Source organism: Serratia montpellierensis (assembly GCF_020858655.1).
In the GTDB taxonomy this organism is placed as follows: Bacteria; Pseudomonadota; Gammaproteobacteria; order Enterobacterales; family Enterobacteriaceae; genus Serratia; species Serratia montpellierensis.
In genome coordinates, this window is sequence record NZ_VOSN01000005.1 from 1 (window position 1) to 24519 (window position 24519).

Here is a 24519-nt window from a genome sequence, read left to right on the forward strand (position 1 = left end):
CCAACGGCGGCCCGCAGGGTGAGCGCAGCGGATCCACCCCTCCAAAACCGCCATATTTGCCACATAATCAATCAGTTACAACGTAGTATTGTTTTTTCCGCATAAAGAAGCTCGCGCAAACGGACCTCATTCATATTAATATATTGTTTTTTAAGTTATTTTCATGGTAAAGGTTTGTTTTTGGGCCTTTTGTTGCGCTATGGGGAAGTTGCTATAGATTCTGTCTCCCCCCCAACTCCCCCACCTGAAATACCTTAGAAAAGTCTGGATAAGTTATTTCTCGATAGTAAAAAGCACCGGACTCCTCTGTCTAATGCTGCTGTTCCTCTGCTAAAGAATTTACCCCGCTTTAAGAACAATAACTTTGTGTTCCCTACCCCTCGTGAAGGACAACTGTCGAATACTGCTGACCTGCTCCCCGTTGATTAATACACTAGTAACATCTTCATGAGCCACATGAGGACATCCTCATGAAGAAGCGTTTTTCCGACGAACAGATCATCAGTATCCTCCGCGAGGCTGAAACCGGGGTTTCTGCCCGTGAACTCTGCCGCAACCACGCCATTTCCGATGCCACCTTTTACACCTGGCGTGAGAAGTATGGCGGTATGGAGGTTCCCGAGGCTAAGAGCCTGAAGTCGCTTGAGGAAGAGAACGTCAGACTCAAGAAGCTGCTTGCCGAAGCCATGCTGGATAAGGAGGCACTTCAGGTGGCTCTGAGACGAAAGTACTGACGACAGGCCAGAAGCGGAAGCCGTTGAATTTATGTGTGATGCGACCGGTCTGTCGCAACGCCGTGCCTGCAGACTTACAGGTTTGTCCCTGTCGACCTGTCGCTATGAGGCTCAGCGTCCGGTGGCTGACGCACATTTATCGGGGCGGCACTGGAGCGCAGACGTCCGCATCTGACAGTTACTGCGCTGTGAAGGTTTTCATATTAATCACAAGCGCGTGTACCGCCTTTATCATCTCAGCGGACTTGGCGCAAAACGCAGACGACGTCGTAAAGGACTGGCAACAGAATGTCTGCCGCTGCTCCGACCGGCGGCGCCCAACCTGACCTAGTCGATGGATTTCGTCATGGGCGTGCTGACCATCGGTCGCAGGATCAAGTGCCTGCTCTGTGTGGAAGACTTCACGAAGGAGTGTCTGACAATTACCATCGCATTCGGGATTTCAGGCGTTCAAGTCACGCGTATTCTGAATAGCATTGCACTGTTTCGAGGTTATCCGGCTACGATAAGAATTGACCAGGGACCAGAGTTCACCTGCCGCGCACTGGATCAATGAGCCTTTGAGCATGATGTTGAGTTGCGCTTAATCCAGCCGGGCGAGCCAGCGCAGAACGGATTTATTGAGAGCTTCAACGGACGATTTAGCGATGAATGTCTGAATGAGCATTTGCTCAAAGATATCGTTCACGCCAGGAAAATCATTAATGACTGGCGGCAGGATTATAACGTGTGTCGTCCACATTCAGCACTAAATTATCAGACGCCATCAGAGTTTGCAGCACGGTGGCGGAATGGAAAATGTGAAGGTAAACAAACCGACATTACTAACTGACAGTTGTATCTAATACTGGGGGCAGGTCAGGGCACCTCAAACGCTTACAACGCTTTGCGGCAATGGTTCTTAACCACCTTCAAACACTGTCATAGCAAGGTTCTGGGGTTGATGAAGAGGGATTTGACTAGCGTAACCAGTATCTAGCCACAGCAACCGATCACACACTATAACGATCACCGTTACGTCGAGAGTCCAGCAGGTATATCGGCATTGACGCTGCACAACCTAATGGTCGTTGTGGCTGATTTTCTTATTGCCACTGAATACTCAATGGCAGATTAACCACATAGGCCCCAATATCCTTGTTTAAGGATATCAGACCGCTCGCCCCATTCCTAGCAGTGGAGCAGAATCAATATATTGACAATATTCGTTTGAATAGTGATATGGCTTATATTCATGGTAGTAACGCCATGGTATAACTGAAAAAATCATGAAGCAGTGGCCAAATGACTGCGACGATACTGATCCCTGACAGTGCAGTCGGGTGCGGTAGCCATCCTAATACGGAGTAGAGCTACAACAAGCCGGACGGGATAATTATGAACCACATGAGCCGTCTCTGGAACTCATTGGGGCAGGTTTGACGCCGTTATAGCCTTATTAGCACGAGTGCAAGAGGAAACCCGGCAAGAGCCAGCCTGTCGCCTTACCGCTCTCAGGGCCGTACATGCGGAATACGCTGAACGTGAATCTTTCCAAAGCTACCTAAGTAAGGGGAATAAGATGAAGGTTCTGAACGAATTTTTGGCAATTCATTATGAAATAACATCCGCAGACCAAATCCAGCGGGGTGCTAGCTGCCGCGCTTGCAACACAAGCTATGCAGTACCACTGCTAGGAAAGGTGCTAATAAGTCACTTAGCACAAAAACTATGCTAATCAATTGATATTAAACGGAAAAATAATTTCGCCTTGGCATACACGGTACTAATTCTCACCTTCCCTAAGTGAATTAATGGGCGCATATAAAACAGACCGCCAACGACTGCCAAAGTGGCAGTTTTAGTCATTAAGCCCGCCGATTTTAATTGGCCGCGATCAATTCGCAAAACATGTAAAACAAGTTGCCGCACTCGGAAAATTACTTGCTGCGCTCCTAATTTCCCGGTGAGCAAAGCGTTATAAATCAAAAGGAAGTATATGAACATAAATCTACCTTCTCGCTATGAAGATCTGAGCGAAGCGTACAGAGGACGCCTGTCTCCAAATAGAAGTCTTATTTCTTTGATCGTGCAGGCAAAAAAGGCAATGACTATATCTGGTGGCATCCGTTTTTTGCCTATTTTTGGTGAAAGTGGTTCAGGCAAAAGCTCAGCTTCCAGAGAGCTTTCAACACACATGCCTGATGTCATATGCCAACTTCTTAATCGAGAAGAAATAGAATCTATAGAAAGATTAAAGGAAAAAATAGTTGGACTTCATACTCGAAACAGCGATAAGACATTAGTCTTTGTAATCGATCAGTATGAGGAAAACGTTCATGGTCGTGAACAGATCCCATCCCAATTCGTAGAAAAAATTAGCCTTATTGATAGGGGGGACCTTAGAAGAATTCCGGCAATATTTATTTGGTTAACAACAAGCGTAGATTTCAGAGATATGCTTGTTTCTGCGACAACGAGAAACAAAAGAATATTATTGTCAAAAGATTTTAATTTGGTTGGGCCAGAGAAATCGGAATGGGCAAAAATAATTGAGGAAACATTTACGTTTCACAACTCAGAGAATCCGTTGTCCGACTTTGGCATAATTAGAGATGATCTTGTTGAAATGAGTCATGATGCCTCCACTATAGGGGAGTGTATCGAGATAGTTGGTAACAGGCTTGGAGAAAGCCTGGAAAGCTTACAGAACATTTCAGAATATCAGGTTTTATTGTTTTGGCCAGTTGCAGACTCGCTTAGAAATCAGCGAGTGCTACAATTTTCGAGACCTCGAGAGGGGTATCGTCTAAATTGGGATGTCTGGTATGCAGAACTAAACGCAGATGACCGCAGGACGCTTCCTCTGCATGAGTTCAATCGAACAAGGTTATATTTTGACTTTAGAATTATTCCATTTAGGGTCGCTGATTTGCATCGGCTTTGTTTGGACTTAGGGGATGATACTAAGACGCTCGCGAATACGTATCTTACGCGATTTACCAATACACACCTCTTCCATGTAGTGTCGGATAACTGGCAAAATTATGACTACAACCCTGTGCGAGAGCGAGAGTCGCAACGCTCAGAAGAAGCACGGGAGTGGTATGAAACTATAACGAATCAACCGACTCAGTTAGGCAGAAGAATTGCAAAAATACTAAGAGAATGTGGCTTAAACGCAACTCATGAGACTGACATAACCACACAGTATTCTACAGTCCGGGCAGATGTTCTCGTGGTCACTGAAAGTGACACAAAGCCCCAAAAGATTATCGAATTGAAAGTGTATGCCTCTGAAAACACAATGCCATCTACTATCAAAGAGCAAATAAAAGTAACCTTAAGGCGGCATGCGCAGTTAGCGGGTTTCTTATCGAGGCAATGAGTTATAACAATCACAAGTAATGGAAAATACTAGGTGCCGCCAACTTGCGGTTCGTTTTGCTAACTTTACCGAAAATTTGCTCTAGCCCATTTTGACCCTATTGTGGACGTGATGCATGAAGGAGAAATATGAATACATTCGAAAAGGAAACTGTTTCAATTTATAATTGGATAGGCAAATAAAAAGACTTTATTTTTGATGCTTAATTTCAGAGCAGCACTATTTTAACTCAAAAATTAATCTCTACTTTTTACTTAAAGAGGTAAAGTCCCGTGGATCACGTCTTAATTGGGCGTTACGCAAAAGGAGATGCATCTTGAAATTCCTTCGATAGGATTAAGTCAATAGAAAGTATGGGTAAGTTGTAGAGGTTACCTAAACCTGAGCCAATTGAAAGTGTCACATAATTGTGACATTCTTTCCTACTGCTATAACTATAATTTATTGATTATAAATATTTTATCGTAAAACCCTGAGGGTTAAAATCTCCCCCTCACCGCCATATTCTAACAAAAAAGCCTGAGCGAAAGTTCAGGCTTTTTTGTTTGCATAACGCACCGACCGGGAGGGTGAGAACCCTCGACAGGGTTCGACAAAACGCCTGCGTTTTGGACCGCCAACGGCGGCCCGCAGGGTGAGCGCAGCGAATCTATCCCTCCCTCACCGCCATATTCTACGAAGAAGCCTGAACTCGCGTTCAGGCTTTTTTGTTTGCATAGCGCACCGACCGGGAGGGTGAGAACCCTCGACAGGGTTCGACAAAACGCCTGCGTTTTGGACCGCCAACGGCGGCCCGCAGGGTGAGCGCAGCGAATCTATCCCTCCCTCACCGCCATATTCTAACGAGAAAGCCTGAGCGAAAGTTCAGGCTTTTTTGTTTGCATAACGCACCGGCCAGAGAGCGCCCCCTCGACAGCGGCATAAGCTGTCGATCATAATACCCTCATATAGGTAGGCCAATGCGTAATGCAAGGGAGAAACGTGGCGCGTAAGAAGAAAAGCAATGCCCCGCGGCCAAAGACAGGCCCCGTTAAAGAAAAATCGAATAACCGTTTGGCGAAAGTATCGGCATTTTTGGTAGGTTCGGGGATTCTCGTGGCCATATTGGGCGCCGCCTATCAGTACTTTGCGGGCAGCGTTTCATTAGCTTTCGTTCAATCCGTCGGAAGGGCCTATGAGTTCCAACTGACAAATGACACGCCTTCGGATCGTACCGTAAAATCCTTCCGCATCATTCCCCCCGACGTCCAGCAAGTGATCTACAAAGTCACCGAGGATGTGTATGCCACCCGCGACGAAAAAGGGCAGATCACCTTGCCGGGCGGTAACCAGAGTTATGTTCCCGCCGCAGAATTTAAAGAGCTTGATGGCCAGCGCTTATCCGCGAACTCCTCATTCAAGTTTCGCGTGCCGCCGCTTTCCAACCGCACCTGGATGGCACCGGAGGCAGCCATCGTCGATATTCGCTATGAAATCGACTCGTCAAACCCTGTACTTGCCGCTATTGAAAGCGTATTTAACGTCCTGGGTCTCCACTCCCGTCAGCACACCGTTCGCTACCTGGTCATTGAGAACTACTGGACGCCTTCACGTTCAAACTCTCTCAACGAGGCGATTCGTATATTCTGCCGCGACAGCGACACGGTGGCGAAGTCAGGCAGTTGCGACAACTTTTGAATCCCCACAGGTAAAGACAAAAAAGCCCGAACGCAAATTCAGGCTTTTTATTCCCACTGCCCAACCGTTCAGTGATGCGTGCATCTCACCGCCGTCGGCTGCGCCAAGGCACGGCGCCAGTCACCCGGCGTTTGGCCGAACTGGCGCTTGAAGCTGCGGTTGAACGACTGCTGTGAATCGAAGCCGAGCGAGATCGCCACGCTGACAATCGGTTCGCCGCTGTTGGCCAAACGCTCCGCCGACACCTTCAATTTTTGCATGCGGATATACTCCCCCAGCGCATAGCCAGTCTGGCGCTTGAACATGCGCTGCAGGTGCCATTTGGAGTAGCCCGCGCGGTCCGCCACGGTGTTGATATCCAGTTTTTCTTCCAGATTGTTGTCGATCCACGTCTTTAAATCGGTAATGAAACCCGTCGTGTTCATGCTGATGCTCCCATCATTCGGCAGGGTCCCCCTCTGCCCGATGCACATACGTTGCAACAGTTTCGCTTTAAATGCAATTTTTATTATTGCATTTACCAGAAAGCCGCCTCTATACTCCACCCAATTAATGTAACCGATATTGATACATTAATGTGACACCAATATGTTTCAAAACCTAACGTTGCGCCATAACAAGGCACAGCGCCCCTTCCGCCGAACGCAGGCACACATGAAGGGAAAGCCCGGAAAACAGGGCTGGGTATGGGGCCAGACAGCGCTTACTTATCGGAATAAAAACAATGGCAAATCAACCAAACTCATCGTTCAACGCCGGCGGCCGCACGCGCGCCGTCGCTCTGGGTCAGCGGCTCTCCGGGGTGGCGCTGCTGGCCGCCCTGCTCGCCGGGTGCGACAACAGCGTCGCGCACAACGCCCCGCCACCGCCGCCGGTGGTCAGCGCCGCCAGCGTAGTGGTCAAGCCGATCAGCCAGTGGGATGCCTTCAACGGCCGGGTCGAAGCGGTGCAAAGCGTGCAACTGCGCCCACGGGTCTCCGGCTACATCGAGCGGGTCAACTACACCGAAGGCGACGAGGTGAAGAAAGGCCAGGTGCTGTTCACCATCGACGATCGCACCTACCGCGCCGCGCGCGAACAGGCGCAGGCCGAGCTGGTGCGAGCGCGCAATCAGGCCGCCCTGGCGCGCAGCGAATCTTCGCGCACCGAGAAGCTGATCGGCACTCAGGCCATCTCGCAAGAGGTGTGGGAACAGCGTCGTTCGTCCGCCGCACAGGCGCAAAGCAACGTGCTGGCGGCGCAGGCCCAGCTCGACATGGCGCAGCTGAATCTCGACTTTACCCGCGTTACCGCGCCGATTGACGGACGCGCCAGCCGTGCGATGATCACCGCCGGCAACCTGGTCACCGCCGGCGACAGCGCCAGCGTGCTGACGACGCTGGTGTCGCTCGACAAGGTCTACGTCTATTTCGACGTGGATGAAGCCACCTTCCTGCGCTATCAGCAGCAGGGCCGGCACGACGCGCGCCTGCCGGTGAAGGTCGGCCTGGTGGGCGAAGAGGGCACCCCGCATCAGGGTCTGGTGGATTTCACCGATAACCAGCTGAACGCCGGGACCGGCACCATCCGCATGCGCGCCCTGCTCGACAACCGCGAGCGCCGCTTCACGCCAGGGCTGTTCGCCCGGGTACAGATGCCCGGCAGCGCCGAGTTCAACGCCATGCTGATCGACGATAAAGCGGTGATGACCGACCAGAACCGCAAGTTCGTTTACATCGTCGATAAAGACGGCAAGGCGCAGCGCCGCGACATCGACGTGGGCCGCATGGCCGAAGGAATGCGCATCGTGCAGAAAGGGTTGGCAAACGGCGATCGGGTGATCGTCGACGGCATGCAGAAAGTGTTTATGCCGGGCATGCCGGTCGACGCGAAAAGCGTCGCGATGACCACCACCGCTTCCGCACTTAACTAAGCTCCCAGCCGAGACTTCTGACCCATGGACTTTTCCCGTTTTTTCATCGACCGGCCGATCTTTGCCGCGGTGCTGTCGATACTGATTTTTGTCGCCGGGGCGATCGCCATTCCGCTGCTGCCGATCAGCGAGTACCCGGACGTGGTGCCGCCTAGCGTGCAGGTGCGCGCCGAATACCCGGGCGCCAACCCGAAAGAGATCGCTGAAACGGTGGCCACACCGCTGGAAGAAGCGATCAACGGCGTCGAAAACATGATGTACATGAAATCGGTCGCCGGTTCCGACGGCGTGCTGGTGACCACCGTCACCTTCCACCCCGGCACCGATCCCGATCAGGCGCAGGTGCAGGTGCAAAACCGCGTGGCACAGGCCGAAGCGCGCCTGCCGGAGGACGTGCCACGCCAGGGCATCACCACCCAGAAACAGTCTCCGGCGCTGACGCTGGTGGTGCATCTGGTGTCGCCTTCCGGCAAGTACGATTCACTGTACCTGCGCAACTACGCCACCCTGAAGGTCAAGGACGAGTTGGCCCGCCTGCCGGGCGTCGGCCAGGTGCAGATCTTCGGCGCCGGTGAGTATGCGATGCGCATCTGGCTCGATCCGAACAAGGTCGCCGCGCGTGGCCTGACCGCCTCCGACGTGGTGAGCGCCATGCAGGAGCAAAACGTGCAGGTCTCCGCCGGCCAGCTCGGCGCGGAGCCGATGCCGACGCGCAGCGACTATCTGCTGTCGATCAACGCCCAGGGGCGCCTGCAAACCGAAGAAGAGTTCGGCAACATCATCCTCAAGAGCGGCGACAACGGCGAGATTGTGCGGCTGCGCGACGTGGCACGCATCGAAATGGGCTCCGGCAGCTACGCGCTGCGTGCCCAGCTCAATAACAAGGATGCGGTCGGTATCGGCATCTTCCAGTCGCCGGGGGCCAACGCCATCGAGCTGTCGGACGCGGTGCGCGGCAAGATGGCCGAGCTGGCAACCCGCTTCCCGGACGGCATGAGCTGGAAAGCGCCGTACGATCCGACGGTGTTCGTGCGCGATTCGATCCGCGCGGTGGTGGATACCCTGCTGGAAGCGGTGATCCTGGTGGTGCTGGTGGTCATTCTGTTCCTGCAGACCTGGCGCGCCTCGATCATTCCGCTGTTGGCGGTCCCGATCTCCATAGTCGGCACCTTCGCCGCGCTGTATCTGCTCGGCTTCTCGCTCAACACACTCAGCCTGTTCGGGCTGGTATTGGCGATCGGTATCGTGGTGGATGACGCCATCGTGGTGGTGGAAAACGTCGAGCGCAATATCGAAGAGGGGCTGTCGCCGCTGGCGGCGGCGCACCAGGCGATGCGCGAGGTCTCCGGTCCGATCATCGCCATCGCCTGGTGCGTGTGCGCGGTGTTCGTGCCGATGGCGTTCCTCTCCGGCGTTACCGGCCAGTTCTACAAGCAGTTCGCCGTCACCATCGCCATCTCGACGGTGATTTCTGCCATCAACTCGCTGACCCTGTCGCCGGCGCTGGCGGCACGCTTGCTGAAACCGCACGGCGCGCCGAAAGATATGCCGTCGCGCCTGATCGACCGGCTGTTCGGCTGGCTGTTCCGGCCGTTCAACCGCTTCTTCGCCAGCGGTTCGCAGCGTTATCAGCACGGGGTATCCCGCGTGCTGGGCCGACGCGGCGCGGTATTCGTGGTTTACCTGCTGCTGCTGGCCGCCGCCGGGGTAATGTTCAAGACCGTGCCCGGCGGCTTTATCCCGACGCAGGACAAGTTGTACCTGATCGGCGGCGTGAAAATGCCGGAAGGCGCCTCGCTGGAGCGCACCGATGCGGTGATCCGCAAGATGAGCGCCATCGGCCTGAGCGTGGACGGCGTCACCGATGCGGTGGCCTTCCCCGGCCTGAATGCGCTGCAGTTCACCAATACGCCGAATACCGGCACGGTGTTCTTCGCGCTGGAGCCCTTGAGCACCCGTACCCGCACTGCGGCGCAGATCAACGCCGAGATCAACGCGCGCATTTCAACGATCCAGGAAGGCTTCGCCTTCTCGATCATGCCGCCGCCAATCCTCGGCATCGGCCAGGGCTCCGGCTATTCGCTGTACGTGCAGGATCGCGGCGGGCTGGGTTACGGCGCACTGCAGACGGCTATTAACACGATGTCCGGCGCCATTATGCAAACGCCGGGCATGGGCTTCCCGATCTCCTCGTATCAGGCCAACGTGCCGCAGTTGGACGCCAAAATCGATCGCGACAAGGCCAAGGCGCAGGGCGTGCCGCTCAATGCGCTGTTCAGCACGCTGCAAACCTACCTCGGTTCGTCTTACATCAACGACTTCAACCGCTATGGCCGCACCTGGAAGGTGATGGCGCAGGCCGACGGCCAGTTCCGCGACAGCGTGGAGGACATCGCCAATCTGCGCACCCGCAACGACAAAGGTGAAATGGTGCCGATCGGCAGCATGGTCAGCATCGGCACCACCTACGGACCGGATCCGGTGATCCGCTATAACGGCTTCCCGGCGGCGGACCTGATCGGCGACGCCGATCCGCGCGTGCTCTCCTCTACCCAGGCGATGGGCGCGCTGACGCAGATGGCCGGCAAGCTGTTGCCGAACGGCATGAACATCCAGTGGACCGATCTGAGCTACCAACAATCGACCCAGGGCAACGCCGCGCTGGTGGTGTTCCCGGTGGCGGTGCTGCTGGCGTTCCTCGCGCTGGCGGCGCTGTATGAAAGCTGGACGCTGCCGCTGGCGGTGATCCTGATCGTACCGATGACCATGCTGTCGGCGCTGTTCGGCGTGTGGTTGACCGGCGGCGACAATAACGTGTTCGTGCAGGTCGGGCTGGTCGTTCTGATGGGGCTGGCCTGCAAAAACGCCATCCTGATCGTCGAGTTCGCCCGCGAGCTGGAAATGCAGGGCAAAGGCATCGTCGAGGCGGCACTGGAAGCCTGTCGCCTGCGATTGCGCCCGATCGTGATGACCTCCATCGCCTTCATCGCCGGCACCATCCCGCTGATCCTCGGTCACGGCGCCGGCGCCGAAGTGCGCGGCGTCACCGGCATCACGGTGTTCTCCGGCATGCTGGGGGTCACGCTGTTCGGGCTGTTCCTGACGCCGGTGTTCTACGTCACCCTGCGCCGCCTGGTGGCACGCAAGGCACAGCCGCAGACGGCGTAATCATCGCCTTAACATGCAAAAAGGTCGGGCATTGCCCGACCTTTTTTATGCATTCCATCCGGTATTATTTACCGGCGGTTTCGGCCTCTTGCTCGGCGGCGTACTCCGCACAGGCGCGCTTGTCGCCCCGCTCCAGTTCGGCCAGCGAATCGGCTACGGTGTGGCGCGCCAGCACAGCAAGCGAAGCCTGCTCGGCCTCGTTCACCACCGATTTGAAATACCAGCAGGCGTTGGCGCTCACCAGGCAGCGGGCCGGCACTTCAGGGCGCGAGGCCCAGATGCGCTTGTCGTCGATCACCGCCAGATAGATATCGCGCAGAGTAATCTCTTCCGCCGGGCGGCCAAGGTGGATAGAGCCGTTTCGGCCCAGGGTGGAAACGATGATGCCGTCTTTGGTCAGCGGGACCATCAGTTTGCGGATAAAGCTGGGGTTGGCTTCCAGAGCGGCGGCGAGGGTGGCACTTGTCGAACGCATGCCCTGCTTCTCAGCTACGGCGACGCTAAGGACCATTTGCAACGCTGTCGGAAAGCGAAAATCTAACATGTCGTTATCTCTGCGAGACGAAATACTCGGGTTTGGCCGGTGTGGCGATTGGCGCCGAACACACCGCTTAATTGCACAATAATATAACAAACGCGGGGGCTTTTTTGAAGTTTTGCCCAGTGATATCGCACGCAGACATTAGAACGATCGCAGAATTCTCCGGCGGACAAAAAACAGAAACCCGCGTTAATGTTAACGCCGCTCGCTTAACCGGGTTAAACGATCAGAACTAACACTGCCCGCGGGCTTAATTCGAATGTGGCGATCAGGCTCTGTTCAGCACCAGTTGGCCGTTTTTATCCAACGGGATTTGCGTGCCCGGATCGTGATCCATGCGGATCTTGCCCTGCTGATTGCCGATCTTGTAGGTCACGTCATAACCCAGCATTTTCTGAGACTTGTCATAGACCGTTTTGCAACGCTGCTGAACGCTGGTGCTGACGTCGTTGTTCTGCATCGCCCCTTGCACCTGGTTACCGGCATAGCCGCCGCCCAGCGCGCCGACCACGGTCGCCACGTCGCGCCCACGACCGCCGCCAAACTGGTGGCCGATCACACCGCCCGCCACTGCGCCCAGCACAGAACCGGCGATACGGTTTTCATCCTGCACCGGTGCACGGTGCGTAACGGTGACGTTGCGGCATTCCTGACGCGGCGTTTTGACGGTTTCTTTAATCGGCGTTGCGGCGAGCACCTGCGCGTACTGCGGACCGGCAGAAAAGACGTCCAGGCTGGCTACCGCGGCAATCCCCAGAGCGGCAGCGATACCAATCCCAACACCGGCTAACATTGACTTGTTCACAGGAAACCTCCTGAAAGTGTTACCACGCATTTTGTCCGGGGTCTGTGACCGGCTGCACCGCGCTTATTATTTTGCGCATGGGCGGCTTGCGGTATCCCGGTTTACGGCGTGCGCGACGCGCCGTCTGTAAACGAGGTAAAGTCTGCACAATGATCTGAGGACCCGCAATAAGACAAGGGGACCAAAAATGCGGGAAAACGGTCGTTTCGCCGCTGTTTAGGAGGAATCTTAAGAATTTTACCCATGCCGACGACAGCTTATGCTGAAGAATCAAACAACCGCCGCCGATCGCCTCGCGCCGCCATAAAAAAACCCGCGCGGGCGAACCGGCGCGGGTTGGTCGACAAAGGCAGGATCAGTGCATTTTCAGACGCGGGCGGATCACCCGGTTGATACCGCCTACCAGCATCATCAGGCCGGTTTTGATGTAGCCGTGCAGCGCTACCTGGTGCATGCGGTACAGCGAGATGTAAACGAAGCGCGCGATGCGCCCTTCCACCATCATCGAGCCGCGCATCAGGTTGCCCATCAGGCTGCCGACGGTGCTGAAGCGCGACAGCGACACCAGCGAGCCGTGGTCTTTATATACGTATGGCTTCAGCGTCTGGCCGTTCATCAGCGCCAAAATATTGGTGGCGCAGCGCGAGGCCATCTGGTGCGCCGACTGGGCGCGCGGCGGCACGAAACCGCCGCCCTCTTTCGGGCAGGAGGCGCAGTCGCCGATGGCGAAGATGTTCGGATCGCGTGTGGTCTGCAGCGTCGGCTCCACCACCAGCTGGTTGATGCGGTTGGTTTCCAGGCCGCCGATGTCTTTCATGAAATCCGGCGCCTTGATGCCGGCCGCCCACACCATCAGATCGGCGTCGATGAACTCGCCGCCCTTGGTGTTCAGGCCTTTGGCATCTGCGCTGGTCACCATGGTGTTGGTCAGCACGCGCACGCCCAATTTGATCAGTTCCTGGTGCGCAGCAGCGGAAATGCGCGGCGGCAGCGCCGGCAGAATTCGCTCGCCGGCTTCCACCAGCGTCACGTTGAGCGCACTGTTGTCCAGGCCTTCGAAACCGTAGCTGTGCAGCTGCTTCACCGCGTTGTGCAGTTCGGCAGACAGCTCAACGCCGGTGGCGCCGCCGCCGACGATGGCGATGTTAACTCGCTCTTTTTGCCCCGGCTGGGCCGAGAACTTCAGGAACAGGTTGAGCATTTCGTTGTGGAAACGACGCGCCTGATGCGGGTTATCCAGGAAGATGCAGTGCTCTTTCACGCCCGGCGTACCGAAATCGTTCGAAGTGCTGCCCAGCGCCATCACCAGGATGTCGTACGGCAGTTCACGCGCCGGCACCAGTTCGCCACCCTGCTCGTCGCAGATCTGCGCCAGCTGCAGCGTTTGCGTCTCGCGGTTGATGTTGGTCAACGACCCCAGCTGGAAGCTGAAATGGTGATTGCGCGCGTGCGCCAGGTAGCTGAGCGCATCCACGCCGTCATCGAGGGAGCCGGTCGCCACTTCGTGCAACAGCGGTTTCCACAAATGGCTGTGGTTGCGATCCACCAGCGTGATCTCCGCTTTGTTCTTGCGGCCAAGTTTATGGCCCAGGCTGGTCGCCAGCTCCAAGCCACCGGCGCCGCCGCCAACAATAACGATTTTCTTCTTTGGCGTTGTCAAAATAACCCCCTAAATGTGAACCATTTGTTATTCCAGGGTAAATAAATAATATCCTTAGAATACATAGGGTTCGCTTAAAATAAATCGGCTCTCTGAGGCCAGAATAACATGTGAGGTTATTTGGTCATACCAAAATTGACGTACATCAAATTTTTTTGGTTAAAGGCTGGACGCGGGGATTTTTTGGGGATTGTGATTCAAATAGTTAGCGCTGAGTCACAGTTTTAAATTTTGCCGATTGCCACGAAAAACTTTACCTTGGCGTACAAAAAAGCCGCACTTTCCGTCGGTGAAAAACGGGGAGCGCGGCTCGCGGCAGCGTTATGAAACTGTTAACCCAGCGCCTTGAACGCCTTGATCCGCTGCAGATGGGGTGAGATGTTTTTGAACTTGTGCGTCTGCTGCTCATCCCAGACGATTTCGTAGTAGTGATGCAGCAATTCGGCGCTGCGCCGGTTATCCAGCACCTCGTCTTGCCGCGACAGCACCACCAGGCAGCGATCGCGATTCTTCTCGCGGAAGTCCTCCACGCACTTGGTGGCGATATCGCGATACTCTTCCGGCCGGTCTATCTTGCCGTGCATGTGTTCTTCCGGGTACAAATTGGGATTGAACATCGCCTGGCGAATGCCGCACAGGAAGCCGATGCGTTCCGCCCAGAAGCCGCCGAGGCCGACCCCGCAGATCAACGGGTGCGCGTCGCCGCCCTGCTGCACCGCCTTGTCCACCTCTTTCAACAGATGCTGCATGTCGTGACGCGGATGCAGCGTGCTGTAGCTGATGAAGCGCACGTCCGGATCGATAAACTGCAGCTGTAACACCTTTTCATGATTGCCGGGACTGGTGGAATCGAAGCCGTGCAAATAGATAATCATGTGGATCCTCGCAACAAGCCAAGGGCCGCGGGCGCGGCCCTCATCATTTCCGCTCCGCGCCGCGATGCGGCGCCTGGATTCACCCTTGCGAACGCTGCTTGTGCTCCTCCCAGCGTTCGCTCAGCGCGCTGAGCGCCTTGTGCGCCTGCTGCCAGCGCTCGGAGTCGCGCAGTTCCTGACGGGTGAACTGACCGCGATGATATAACCGCTTCACCTTCTCTGCTTTGACCGGGGACAGGTTATCCAGCACGCTGACCGCACCTTCGCGGTGGTTGCACACCAGGATCATGTCGCAACCGGCATCCAGCGCCGCCTGGCCGCGCTCGGCGTAGCTGCCCATGATCGCGGCGCCTTCCATCGACAGGTCGTCGGAGAAAATCACGCCGTCGAAGCCCAGTTCCTGACGCAGGATCTGTTGCAGCCAGTACGGCGAGCCGCTGGCCGGACGCGGGTCCGCTTCAGTATAGATGACGTGGGCCGGCATGACGGCGTCCAACAGTTGGCGGTTGATCAGCTCGCGGAAGATCGCCATGTCATGCTCACGGATCTGCGCCAGCGGCCGCGGATCGCGCGGGGTTTCCTTGTGCGAATCGGCGCTGACGGCGCCATGCCCCGGGAAGTGTTTACCGGTGGTTTTCATGCCGGCGCTGTGCATGCCGAGGATGAAGCGTTCCGCCATCGCCAGCGCCTGCTGCGGATCGCTGTGGAACGAACGCTCGCCGATCGCTGCGCTGACGTGGCCGATGTCCAGCACCGGCGCAAAGCTGATGTCGATATCCTGTGCAATCATTTCCGCCGCCATCAGCCAGCCGGCCTCCTGCGCCAGACGGCCACCTTCCTGCGCATCGTGCAACGCGGCAAACGACTGCGCCGCCGGCAGACGGGTGAAGCCCTCGCGGAAGCGCTGCACGCGCCCGCCTTCCTGATCTACCGCCACCACCAGCCGATCGTGCGATTCGGCGCGGATCTGGCGCACCAGCTCACGCAGCTGCTCCGCATCGTGGAAGTTGCGGGTGAACAGGATCAATCCGCCAACCAGCGGGTGTTTCAATATTTCGCGTTCTTCTGCATCCAGCTCGTAGCCGGCGACATCTAGCATTACTGGGCCCACGGGCACCTCGCTTCATTAGTGTTCGTTCAGAATTCGGATGATGATAAACCGAATCGCCGGCGCACCACCGCGCCCCAGCGCAAAAATTCGGCGTCACCGCTCTGCTGCCAGCGCACTTCAAACCACAGCAACATCAGATAATCCACCCACGGCAGCCAGCACCGCACCTGTACCTGCAACCGGACGACGTCGTGATAGCCCTGGCGCGCGTAGTGCTGCAAAAAGCGCTGCTGCTCCTCGGCCGACCAGCCGTTGCCGCGAAACAGCGCAGCGATATCCAGCGCCACGTCGCCGTCGGCGGCATATTCCCAGTCGATCAGGCGCAGCCCTTCGCCGGTGGCGAGCAGATTGCCCGGATGGATGTCCATGTGCAGCGGCGCCAGCTTCAGCGGTGAGGGTGGCGCGTTTTGCAAAAAGTGATGCTGCAGGCGCAGCCAGTCAGGAGTTAAACGCCGCGTATCCAGCTGCTGCCAGTAGCGGCGGAACTGCCGCCGCAGATCCAGCCGGTAACCGCTGAGCGGCCGCCGATGCAGTTCCGCCGCCATCGCCGCCAGCTCGCCGCGCTGATTCAGCGCCGCAAACTCGGCATCTGTGACGATGTCACCTTCGAGCCATTCGAGGATAAGCCACTGATTATTCTGTGCGAAAACCCGCGGCCCCAGCCCCGGCGCGCAGCGGCGCAAGACCTGCGCTTCCCGCCGTCGGCTCACGCCCAGCGCGCGTTTTTCCACACTGTGCTGCCGCGCCAACAACGTGATGCCCGAACCGTCGATACGCCAGCTCTCACCGGTCAGCCCCTGCACCGGGCTGAAATGACAACCGGCGGTATTCACCGCCGGCAGTCTGGTTTCCATCAATCGTCGCAGCGCGGCCTCAGCGTTTAACGGCGCCATTGCCCGACCAGACGATCTCGCCGGTTTGCACCAGCATCAGCTGCATATCCAACGCCGGTGACTTCACGTCGCCGCTGACGTCGCTGTACAGCACGTACTGCGCGCCGACGATGCGTGCCAGGCCAATCGCCTTGCTGCGCGAACCGAAGCTGTCATCCGCCGACAGGCCCAGCGTTTGTCTGGCGCTGGTCAGCTTCGCCTCCGGCACCACGCTGAAGGTGGAATTCGACGCCAGCGCCTTGTACAGCGCCGCGGTGGCTTTGCCCATCTGCAGCGAACCGTTGGTGTTGTTCTTGACGCTGTCCAGCAGCAGCACGCTGCCGGCCGTGACGCCATCGGCCTTCAGCATCTGCCCTACCAGCGGCTGAACGCTGCCCAGCCAGTCGAGCTGCTGGATTTTCGGCGGCTGTGGCACCGGCTCGGTGGTTGGCGGCTGCGGCTGCTCGACCGGCGGCGTCGGCTGATCCGGCTCGACGGTGACCGGCGGCAGCGGCTGATCCGGCTCAGGCTGGCGCGACAGACAGCCGCTCAGGGTTAATGCGGCCAGCGCCACTAAGACGTACTTTTTCATGCTTTTTTCTCCAAACCTGGCAAGCGCTTACAGGTACAGATACAGACGCGCGCTTTTGGCGTCCAAGTTGCCGTTAATCGAGTAGATTTTGGCGTCCGAGTCGGGCGCCACGACGATCTCACGCGGTTCTTCAAAGGGACGAATGTCCAGCCCCTGTGCGTCGTACCAATAGAAACGATAATGCACGGTGACCGGCGTCACTTGGCTGTTATTGAGCACCGAGGTCGCCATCACCCGCCCGGAGGCGTTCGAAATCGAGGGCGTATCGGCCAAAATGCCGGCGGTCAGCACCGAAGGATCCATCACCACCGTTTGACGTTGGTTGACCGCGATGCCGGACGGCGAACTGCACCCCATCAGCAACGCGACGGGCAGTGCCAACGCCATCAGACCACGCAGAGTTTTTTTACCGCGCATGATTTCCTCGCTTAACGTGACAACAGCGGCCCCAGCGAGCGGCCACCGACCAGGTGCATATGAATATGATAGACCTCCTGACCGGCGTGGCGGTTGCAGTTGACGATCAGGCGATAGCCGTCTTCGGCGATGCCTTCCTGTTCGGCGATCTTCGCTGCGGCGGTGATCATGCGGCCCAGCGCGGCTTCGTGCTCTACGGTCACGTCGTTGACGGTTGGGATCAGCACGTTGGGAACGATCAGCACATGGGTAGGCGCCTGGGGGGAGATGTCACGGAAAGCGGTGACCAGTTCATCCTGATAAACCACATCAGCAGGGATTTCGCGGCGGATAATTTTACTGAAAATCGTTTCTTCGGCCATCTGGCGTTCCTTGTTTTACACAATTAGCTGTACGCAGTATGAGTGACAAATTCTACTGCTTTCAACCTGATTGCGCACTTTCCACGTCGAGTGCTGCAGATTCGCGCAGGCCGGCGCCCCGCTTGTGCACCTTTTCGCTTTGGTTATTCACTATTGTTGCTTTACTTGCCCCGCGCCGCCGCTAATAGTAACCCCATGATTAACAAAGGATAGAGGGCGTTATGTCACCGAGAATACCGGCGCTGTGCGCGCTGTTGCTGAGCGCCGCCGTTCAGGCGGCCACGACGGGCGGTATCGACCTGCAGGCTAACCGAGAGCCGATACGCGCAGCGAAAAACCCCGCCGCTATCGCGCTGATCCCGGCGAACTTTCACTTCGCGGTCCCCGGCAAGCTGACGGTAGCGGTGGCGTTCGAGAATTCCCCGCCGCTGGCGCTGTTCGCCGAGGACAATAAAACGCTGATCGGCAGCGATCCGGACATCGCCCGCCTGGTGGCCGACAGCCTCGGACTGGAGCTGAATCTGGTGCCTACCTCCTGGGAAGATTGGCCACTGGGCATCAGCGCGGGCAAATACGATGCGGCGATCTTCAACATCGCCGTCACCAAACAGCGTAAAACCAAATTCGACTTCGCCACCTACCGGGTGGACACGCTGGGCTTTTACGTCAAATCCACCAGCCACATCACCTCGATCAATCGCCCGCAGGACGTGGCCGGGCTGCGGATCATCGTCGGATCAGGCACCAATCAGGAAAACATTCTGCTGGGATGGGATAAGCAGAATCGCGCCGCCGGGCTGCCGCCGGTACAGCCGATCTACGTGACCGACGACGCCGCCACCAACCTCAGCATTCAGTCCGGGCGCGCCGATGCGTTCTTCGGCCCCCACTCCACCGGCGCCTACAAGGCGGCGCTGACCGGCAAAACCAAAATGGTCGGCATCGGCCCCAGCGTGGCCTACGTCGCGGTTACCACCAAAAAAGGCAACGGATTGGTGAACGCCGTCAACGCCGCGATCAATGGCGCGATCGTCAGCGGCGAATATGCGCAGGTGCTGGAACGCTGGGGTGAAGGCGACGAAAAGGTCGAGCGCTCAACCATCAACCCGCCGGGCATCGGCGACTAGCTACCGATCAGCTGCGGGGCATGTCGGCGCATCCACTCGGCCAGCGAGTCCAGCGTCGGCCGCAGCGATTTGCCCAGCGCGGTGACCTGGTACTCCACCCGCGGCGGCACTTCGGGAAACACCTGCCGCGTCACCAGGCCGCGCTGCTCGAACAGCCGCAGCTGGCGCGTCAGCTCTTTTTGCGCAATGGGCGCCACCGCCCGCTGCAGCTCGCTGAATCGCACCGGGCCATCGATCATTATCAGCCGGTACAGGATCGGTATCGCCCACTTGCCCGACACCAGATTGACGAAGTCCACCATCGGGCAGGATTCGCCCGGCGTCGGCAACGCCGACAAATTATTTTCCGCCGCTAATGGCGCTTGTGTCGTCATTTCATCCCACCTCGCCCTTTAGTATCCAAAAGGTGCCTACTATGCAAAAGGAACTATAGCGCAAATAATGCCGCAACAGACGCGAAAGAGGAATCGGTTATGTCACGACTGCAAGGCAAATACGCTTTGATTACCGGCGGCACCAGCGGCATCGGGCTGGAAACCGCCCGCCAGTTCATCGCCGAGGGCGCGACGGTGGCGATCACCGGCCGCAGCCAACGCGCCCTGGACGCGGCGGGCCAGGCATTGGCGGGCAACGCGCTGTTGCTGCTGAGCGACGCCGGCGACATCCCACAGCAGCGAGAACTGGCGCAGCAGTTGGAGCAACGGTGGCCGCGGCTGGACGTGCTGTACGTTAACGCCGGCGACGTCACGCACCGCCCGCTGCCGGAGTGGGATGAGCAGAGCTACCAGCGGCTGATGGACATCAACCTGAAGGGGCCGTTCTTTCTGATCCAGGCGCTGCTGCCGCTGCTGGCCAACCCTTCCTCGGTGATCCTGTGCGGTTCGGTCAGCGCCCATATCGGCCTGCCGCAGAGCAGCGCCTACGCCGCCAGCAAAGCCGGTTTGCTGTCGCTGGCCAGAACGCTGTCCGGTGAGCTGCACGCGCGCGGCATTCGCGTCAACGGCCTCAGCCCCGGCCCGACCGAAACCCCGGCGCTGGGAAAACTGGGACTGGCGGAAGCGGATGAACGGGCATTGCGCGATGATATCCGCGCGCTGGTGCCGATCGGCCGCATGGGCAGCGCGCTGGAACTGGCCAAAGCGGCGGTGTTTCTGGCGGCGGATGAGTCGGCGTTTATGGTCGGCGCGGAGCTGCAGATGGATGGCGGCGTGGGGAACCTGTAACCGCGCGCGACACCATAAGAAGGCCGCTTGCGCGGCCTTTATCTGTCCCTCTCAACTCACCCCTTGAATCGGGTTGGTATTAAAGGTATAGACCACGATCTTCCATTGGCCCTGCTGTTTCTCCAATACAAATACTTCACGGTTTAAATCGATCAGGGTAGCACCGTCGCTTATTCGGGTAACCGTTGCGCCGCGATGATGGTGCGTGCGCACATAGGCCATATTCCCGTTCACGTTGACGCTGTCATAAGCAAACTCTGTTTCAAATTTCTCGTTTTTAAATAAGCTGTCATATTGTTGGCGGCGCTTTTCATTGCTATCCGCCGTCGGTTTCTCGTTCCATTGCGAGTAACTTTCTGGCGCAAAAAGTGACAAGATCGTTGGCGTATCGCCGGCATTAAGCGCTGTCTGGTAGCGGTTTATCAGCTCATACACCGCTTTCTGCTCGGCCGCGACGTCCGCCTCTGCGGAAACCCTGTAACTTTGCGGCACGGCCTCGCTGCCTGCGGCATACGTTTGGCCGCACAAGCCTGCTCCCGCCAATAACAATACGGCAGTTAACTTTTTCATGTAAATATCCTCTTCGGCGTTATTTCATTATGGCAATACAGGATGCGATTTCAGATAAATAAAAACGCTGAAAATAAATTATCCAATGCCGCGTTAAATTGACAGCCGGCATATTTAAAAATACTCTTTTAATAATTTAAATAATGGAAGCCGTTAACATGAATGAACTGCATGCGCTGCGCGTGTTCTGCCAGGTGGTGGAAATGGAGGGGTTCAGCCAGGCGGCAACCAAAATGGGGCTCTCCCCAGCCAGCGTCACGTACAGCATCAATCAGCTTGAAAAACAGTTCGGGCAATCCCTCTTCAAGCGTTCAACCCGGCGCTTTTCGCTGACCAGCGCCGGGGAGCGTTGCTATCGCACCGCGCAAGAGATACTGCGGCAGTTTGACCAGCTGAAAAACGACATGTCGGGTGACTTTGAACAACCGCGCGGACCGCTGCGGGTTGAGATAGCCTCAATGCTGAGCAGCATGCATATCGCCCCGGCGCTGCCGGCTTTTTTGGCGCAATACCCGGAATTGCAGCTTAGCGTGTCGGTTAGCGATCGCCTGGTCAATCCGGCGGAAGATCGCGCCGACGTATTTATTCGCATCGGCGCCGGCGACATCCCCGAGATGGTCAACCGCCAATTGCTGCAACCACGCTATTTGTGCTGTGCGTCTCCCGATTATTTTGCGCGCCATGGCCGGCCGGAACACCCGAAACAGCTGCAACAGCATCAGCGGCTGGGATTTATCCGTTCAGGCGCAGCGGCGGCGGACGACTGGCAGTTCATTCGCGGTGACGAACGCTACTCTCTGGCGCCCAGCCCGCTGCTGAGTTTCAACCATTCCCCATCGCTGTGCGAGGTTGCCAGGAATCACTTCGGCCTGGTTTACTTGCTGGATTGCACGCTGGAAAATTATCTGAAGACAGGGGAATTGGAGCCGATACTGCAGGAATGGGCGCCCACGGGAGCGCCGATCAATATTCTCTATCCGCGCCTGCGGGATCGCAGCCACAAAATTCGGGTCTTCGTCGACTTCATCAGCGAGCTGTTCGCCAACAAATTCGCCAGGCCCTGATTGCGCGGCTCACCCCAGCCCAGGGATCTCGACGCCGAAGGTCTGCAACAGCAGCACCACGTTGAGCAACACGATCACTACCGTGCCGACGACCGCCGCCAGGCTGGTCCAGCGGCCGTTGGCGAACTCGCCCATGATGTCGCGGCGACGGGTGAACATCACCAGCGCGATCATCGGCGCCGGCAGCGCCAGGCTCAGCACCACCTGGCTGTAGACCAGCGCGTCGGTGGCGTTGACGCCCATCGCCACCACGATAAACGCCGGCACCATGGTGACCAGGCGGCGCACCCACACCGGAATGCGGAAGCCAACGAAGCCCTGCATGATCATTTGCCCGGCCATGGTGCCCACCACCGAGCTGGAAATGCCGGAGGCGATCAGCGAAGCGAGGAAGATACCGGCGGCCGCCGCACCGAACAGTGGCGTCAGCGTATGGTAGGCAGTGCCAATTTCGGCCACGTCGCTGTTACCGGCGTGGAAGGCGCTCGAGGCCATGATGACCATCGCGATATTCACCAGCCCGGCCAGCGCCAGCGCGATCACCACCTCAATATTGGAGAAACGCAGCAGCTTGCGCCGCTCGCCGTTATCACTGGCCGGGCTGCGGTGCTGGGTCAGCCCCGAATGCAGGAAAATGGCATGCGGCATCACGGTGGCGCCGATAATGCCGACGGCGATGGTCAGCGCCTGCGCGTCCGGCAGTTGCGGCGTCACCATGCCGATCCCGGCCGCCTGCCAATCCACCGGTACGATGAACATCTCCACCAGGTAACACAGCGCAATGATGCCCACCAGGCCGCCGATCATCAGCTCAACCGGGCGAAAACCTTTCTTTTCCACCATCAACAGCGCATAGGTGATCACCGCCGTCACGCCCATCCCCGCCAGCAGCGGCATGTGGAACAACAGCGCCAGCGCAATCGCGCCGCCGAGAAACTCCGCCAGATCGGTGGCCATCGCCGCCACTTCGCTAAGCAGCCACATGCCGATCACTACCGGCCGTGAAAACTGATCGCGGCACATCTCCGCCAGATTGCGGTTGGTGACGATACCCAGCTTGGCCGACAGCGCCTGGAACAGCATGGCGATCAGGTTGGCCATCACCACCACCCACAGCAGGCTGTAACCGTATTTCGCCCCAGCCTGGATGTTGGTGGCGAAGTTGCCGGGATCCATATAGGCAATAGAGGCAATCACCGCCGGGCCGGCGAACAGCAGCGGCGTAAAGGCGCCGCGCTTGCGTCCGGCAAGGGCGGCGCCAATCGCGATGTTGGTCCGTTCGGTTAACGATGGGGTGGTTGCCGCGTCACGCATGAAGTACCCTCAATCTTTTGCTGGTTATTTTTCCACCTATCATGCTGACAATGTAGCATCAGCTACACTTTATGCAACAGGCGAAATTCATTGGCTGTGTGTAAAGATGTTTCTAACTACCACAATGCGTGGCATCGAATTGATAATGTGTGCTATTTGGACTAACTTAGGGCAACCCTCCCCGCATTGCCGGGAGACGCCATTTTTATGCTTACAGGACGCCCCACGCTATGGTTACCCGCGCGCCAGATAACGCCGACCGCCACGCCCAGACCGACATGCCGGACGAGGCCGAGCACGCCCTGCGTTTTAGCCGCGCCCGCGAAGCGCAGTCCAATGCGCTGATCGAAGATTACGTTGAGCTGATCGCCGATTTGCTGCAAAGCACCCGCGAAGCCAGAACCACCGATATCGCGCGCCGCTTCGGCGTGTCTCATCCGACGGCGATCAAAAATATCGCGCGGCTGAAAAGCGCCGGGCTGGTGGAATCGCGCCCTTATCGCGGGGTATTTCTAACCGAGGAAGGCGAGCAGCTGGCGCAGAAGGTGCGCCGCCGTCACCGCATCGTGGTCGATCTGCTGATGTGCGTCGGGGTGCCGAGCGAAACCGCCGAGCTGGACAGCGAAGGGATTGAACACCATATCTCGGACGAAACGCTGGCGGTGTTCGAGCATTACCTGCAAAAGCACGCCAAACCCTGACTCCCGGAGCGCCGATGAGCTACGCCGTGCGGCAAATCCATGATCTGCGCCTGGTGGTTTTCGCCGAAGCCGGGCCAATGTTGAAAGACGAGAACGACGTCAGCCTGTTTATCGCGCCCGCCTTTGAACACGATGCCGGGATGATTGCCCTCCCCGTCAACCGCCTCGACGCCGCCTTCTTCCAGCTAAGAAGCGGCATGGCCGGCGCCGTATTACAGAAATTCATCAACTACCGCCTGCGCGTGACGCTGCTGGGCGATATCACCCCCTGGCTGACGCAAAGCAACGCGCTGCAAGATTTTGTGCGCGAAGCCAATCGCGGCGAACAGGTCTGGTTCCTCTCTTCTCTCACCGAACTCGAACAGCGCCTTGGCGCCTGACGACGGGCAATAAAAAAGGGAGGCTTGCGCCTCCCTTTGTAACTCCC

22 protein-coding genes, 2 other RNA genes and 2 pseudogenes are annotated in these 24519 nt (G+C 57.4%); 13 read left to right on the top strand and 13 right to left on the bottom strand.

What is annotated here, in order from left to right; all coding sequences use genetic code 11:
- Window positions 1-285 precede the first annotated feature (285 nt).
- The 6 genes and pseudogenes from FUU19_RS24750 to FUU19_RS05385 all read left to right on the top strand — a co-directional run.
- Window positions 286-408 (top strand): annotated as a pseudogene (locus tag FUU19_RS24750) (integrase); the annotation flags it as partial.
- Between the two features lie 62 nt (window positions 409-470).
- Window positions 471-1566 (top strand): annotated as a pseudogene (locus tag FUU19_RS05365) (IS3 family transposase).
- Between the two features lie 1146 nt (window positions 1567-2712).
- On the top strand, window positions 2713-4101 hold the full coding sequence (locus FUU19_RS05370) for a hypothetical protein (RefSeq protein WP_230490335.1): 1389 nt from the start codon (window positions 2713-2715) through the stop codon (window positions 4099-4101).
- Window positions 4102-4650: 549 nt separating this feature from the next.
- Window positions 4651-4770: non-coding RNA, RtT sRNA (locus tag FUU19_RS05375), on the top strand.
- Between the two features lie 46 nt (window positions 4771-4816).
- A non-coding RNA gene (locus FUU19_RS05380) (RtT sRNA) lies at window positions 4817-4936 on the top strand.
- A 146-nt stretch (window positions 4937-5082) separates the two neighbouring features.
- Window positions 5083-5778: a hypothetical protein gene (locus tag FUU19_RS05385; RefSeq protein ID WP_197832718.1), complete on the top strand. Its 696-nt coding sequence runs from the start codon at window positions 5083-5085 to the stop codon at window positions 5776-5778.
- A 68-nt stretch (window positions 5779-5846) separates the two neighbouring features.
- Here FUU19_RS05385 and FUU19_RS05390 read toward each other — a convergent pair whose 3' ends face one another.
- The gene (locus FUU19_RS05390) at window positions 5847-6203 is read right to left on the bottom strand and encodes a helix-turn-helix domain-containing protein (RefSeq protein ID WP_033642706.1); all 357 of its coding nucleotides are present in this window, start codon (window positions 6201-6203) and stop codon (window positions 5847-5849) included.
- A gap of 299 nt (window positions 6204-6502) precedes the next feature.
- Here FUU19_RS05390 and sdeA point away from each other — a divergent pair, with 299 nt between their 5' ends.
- Both sdeA and sdeB read left to right on the top strand, forming a co-directional pair.
- A complete protein-coding gene (gene sdeA, locus FUU19_RS05395) occupies window positions 6503-7690 on the top strand; it encodes a multidrug efflux RND transporter periplasmic adaptor subunit SdeA (protein ID WP_202669326.1) in 1188 nt (395 codons plus the stop codon).
- Between the two features lie 24 nt (window positions 7691-7714).
- Entirely contained in the window at window positions 7715-10858 is a 3144-nt protein-coding gene (gene sdeB, locus FUU19_RS05400) for a multidrug efflux RND transporter permease subunit SdeB (protein WP_230507088.1), read from the top strand.
- A gap of 64 nt (window positions 10859-10922) precedes the next feature.
- Here the strand turns inward: sdeB and FUU19_RS05405 are convergent, their stop codons facing one another.
- The 9 genes from FUU19_RS05405 to hinT all read right to left on the bottom strand — a co-directional run bounded on the left by FUU19_RS05405 (window position 10923) and on the right by hinT (window position 18093).
- Window positions 10923-11402: an RrF2 family transcriptional regulator gene (locus tag FUU19_RS05405; protein ID WP_141969508.1), complete on the bottom strand. Its 480-nt coding sequence runs from the start codon at window positions 11400-11402 to the stop codon at window positions 10923-10925.
- Between the two features lie 265 nt (window positions 11403-11667).
- Window positions 11668-12204, bottom strand: coding sequence for a glycine zipper 2TM domain-containing protein (locus FUU19_RS05410; protein ID WP_185742304.1), 537 nt, complete (start codon window positions 12202-12204; stop codon window positions 11668-11670).
- A 355-nt stretch (window positions 12205-12559) separates the two neighbouring features.
- Window positions 12560-13864, bottom strand: a complete 1305-nt coding sequence (locus FUU19_RS05415) for an NAD(P)/FAD-dependent oxidoreductase (protein WP_004928794.1) — start codon at window positions 13862-13864, stop codon at window positions 12560-12562.
- 332 nt (window positions 13865-14196) lie between these two features.
- Window positions 14197-14739, bottom strand: coding sequence for an alpha/beta hydrolase YcfP (ycfP, locus tag FUU19_RS05420; protein WP_141969510.1), 543 nt, complete (start codon window positions 14737-14739; stop codon window positions 14197-14199).
- 79 nt (window positions 14740-14818) lie between these two features.
- Window positions 14819-15838 (bottom strand): beta-N-acetylhexosaminidase, encoded by a 1020-nt coding sequence (gene nagZ / locus FUU19_RS05425; RefSeq protein ID WP_141969511.1) that lies wholly within the window; start codon window positions 15836-15838, stop codon window positions 14819-14821.
- A gap of 38 nt (window positions 15839-15876) precedes the next feature.
- Window positions 15877-16743 (bottom strand): thiamine kinase, encoded by an 867-nt coding sequence (thiK, locus tag FUU19_RS05430; RefSeq protein WP_230490333.1) that lies wholly within the window; start codon window positions 16741-16743, stop codon window positions 15877-15879.
- Entirely contained in the window at window positions 16724-17314 is a 591-nt protein-coding gene (lpoB, locus tag FUU19_RS05435; RefSeq protein ID WP_141969515.1) for a penicillin-binding protein activator LpoB, read from the bottom strand. Before lpoB ends, thiK begins: the two co-directional genes overlap by 20 nt.
- Before the next feature lie 27 nt (window positions 17315-17341).
- The gene (locus FUU19_RS05440; RefSeq protein ID WP_202669323.1) at window positions 17342-17731 is read right to left on the bottom strand and encodes a YcfL family putative periplasmic lipoprotein; all 390 of its coding nucleotides are present in this window, start codon (window positions 17729-17731) and stop codon (window positions 17342-17344) included.
- An 11-nt stretch (window positions 17732-17742) separates the two neighbouring features.
- Complete coding sequence (hinT, locus tag FUU19_RS05445) at window positions 17743-18093, bottom strand: purine nucleoside phosphoramidase (RefSeq protein ID WP_004928776.1); 351 nt, start codon at window positions 18091-18093, stop codon at window positions 17743-17745.
- Between the two features lie 221 nt (window positions 18094-18314).
- Here hinT and FUU19_RS05450 point away from each other — a divergent pair, with 221 nt between their 5' ends.
- Window positions 18315-19220: a transporter substrate-binding domain-containing protein gene (locus FUU19_RS05450; RefSeq protein WP_197801554.1), complete on the top strand. Its 906-nt coding sequence runs from the start codon at window positions 18315-18317 to the stop codon at window positions 19218-19220.
- Here the strand turns inward: FUU19_RS05450 and FUU19_RS05455 are convergent.
- A complete protein-coding gene (locus FUU19_RS05455; protein ID WP_197832723.1) occupies window positions 19217-19594 on the bottom strand; it encodes a winged helix-turn-helix transcriptional regulator in 378 nt (125 codons plus the stop codon). The genes FUU19_RS05450 and FUU19_RS05455 overlap by 4 nt on opposite strands.
- Before the next feature lie 99 nt (window positions 19595-19693).
- Here FUU19_RS05455 and FUU19_RS05460 point away from each other — a divergent pair, with 99 nt between their 5' ends.
- Window positions 19694-20443 carry an SDR family oxidoreductase gene (locus FUU19_RS05460; RefSeq protein ID WP_141969523.1) on the top strand — a complete coding sequence of 250 codons (750 nt, stop codon included), beginning with the start codon at window positions 19694-19696 and terminating at the stop codon, window positions 20441-20443.
- Window positions 20444-20494: 51 nt separating this feature from the next.
- Here FUU19_RS05460 and FUU19_RS05465 read toward each other — a convergent pair whose 3' ends face one another.
- On the bottom strand, window positions 20495-21013 hold the full coding sequence (locus tag FUU19_RS05465; protein WP_230490332.1) for a YybH family protein: 519 nt from the start codon (window positions 21011-21013) through the stop codon (window positions 20495-20497).
- Between the two features lie 158 nt (window positions 21014-21171).
- On the opposite strand from FUU19_RS05465, the gene FUU19_RS05470 reads away from it, so the two are divergent.
- The gene (locus FUU19_RS05470) at window positions 21172-22077 is read left to right on the top strand and encodes a LysR family transcriptional regulator (protein ID WP_141969527.1); all 906 of its coding nucleotides are present in this window, start codon (window positions 21172-21174) and stop codon (window positions 22075-22077) included.
- A gap of 9 nt (window positions 22078-22086) precedes the next feature.
- On the opposite strand, the gene FUU19_RS05475 is transcribed toward FUU19_RS05470, so the two are convergent.
- Window positions 22087-23391 carry an Nramp family divalent metal transporter gene (locus tag FUU19_RS05475; protein ID WP_049271379.1) on the bottom strand — a complete coding sequence of 435 codons (1305 nt, stop codon included), beginning with the start codon at window positions 23389-23391 and terminating at the stop codon, window positions 22087-22089.
- A gap of 230 nt (window positions 23392-23621) precedes the next feature.
- Between FUU19_RS05475 and mntR the strand changes: the two genes are divergently transcribed.
- Window positions 23622-24092 carry a manganese-binding transcriptional regulator MntR gene (mntR, locus tag FUU19_RS05480; RefSeq protein ID WP_038875534.1) on the top strand — a complete coding sequence of 157 codons (471 nt, stop codon included), beginning with the start codon at window positions 23622-23624 and terminating at the stop codon, window positions 24090-24092.
- 14 nt (window positions 24093-24106) lie between these two features.
- Complete coding sequence (locus FUU19_RS05485; protein WP_230490331.1) at window positions 24107-24472, top strand: DUF4180 domain-containing protein; 366 nt, start codon at window positions 24107-24109, stop codon at window positions 24470-24472.
- Window positions 24473-24519: the final 47 nt, after the last annotated feature.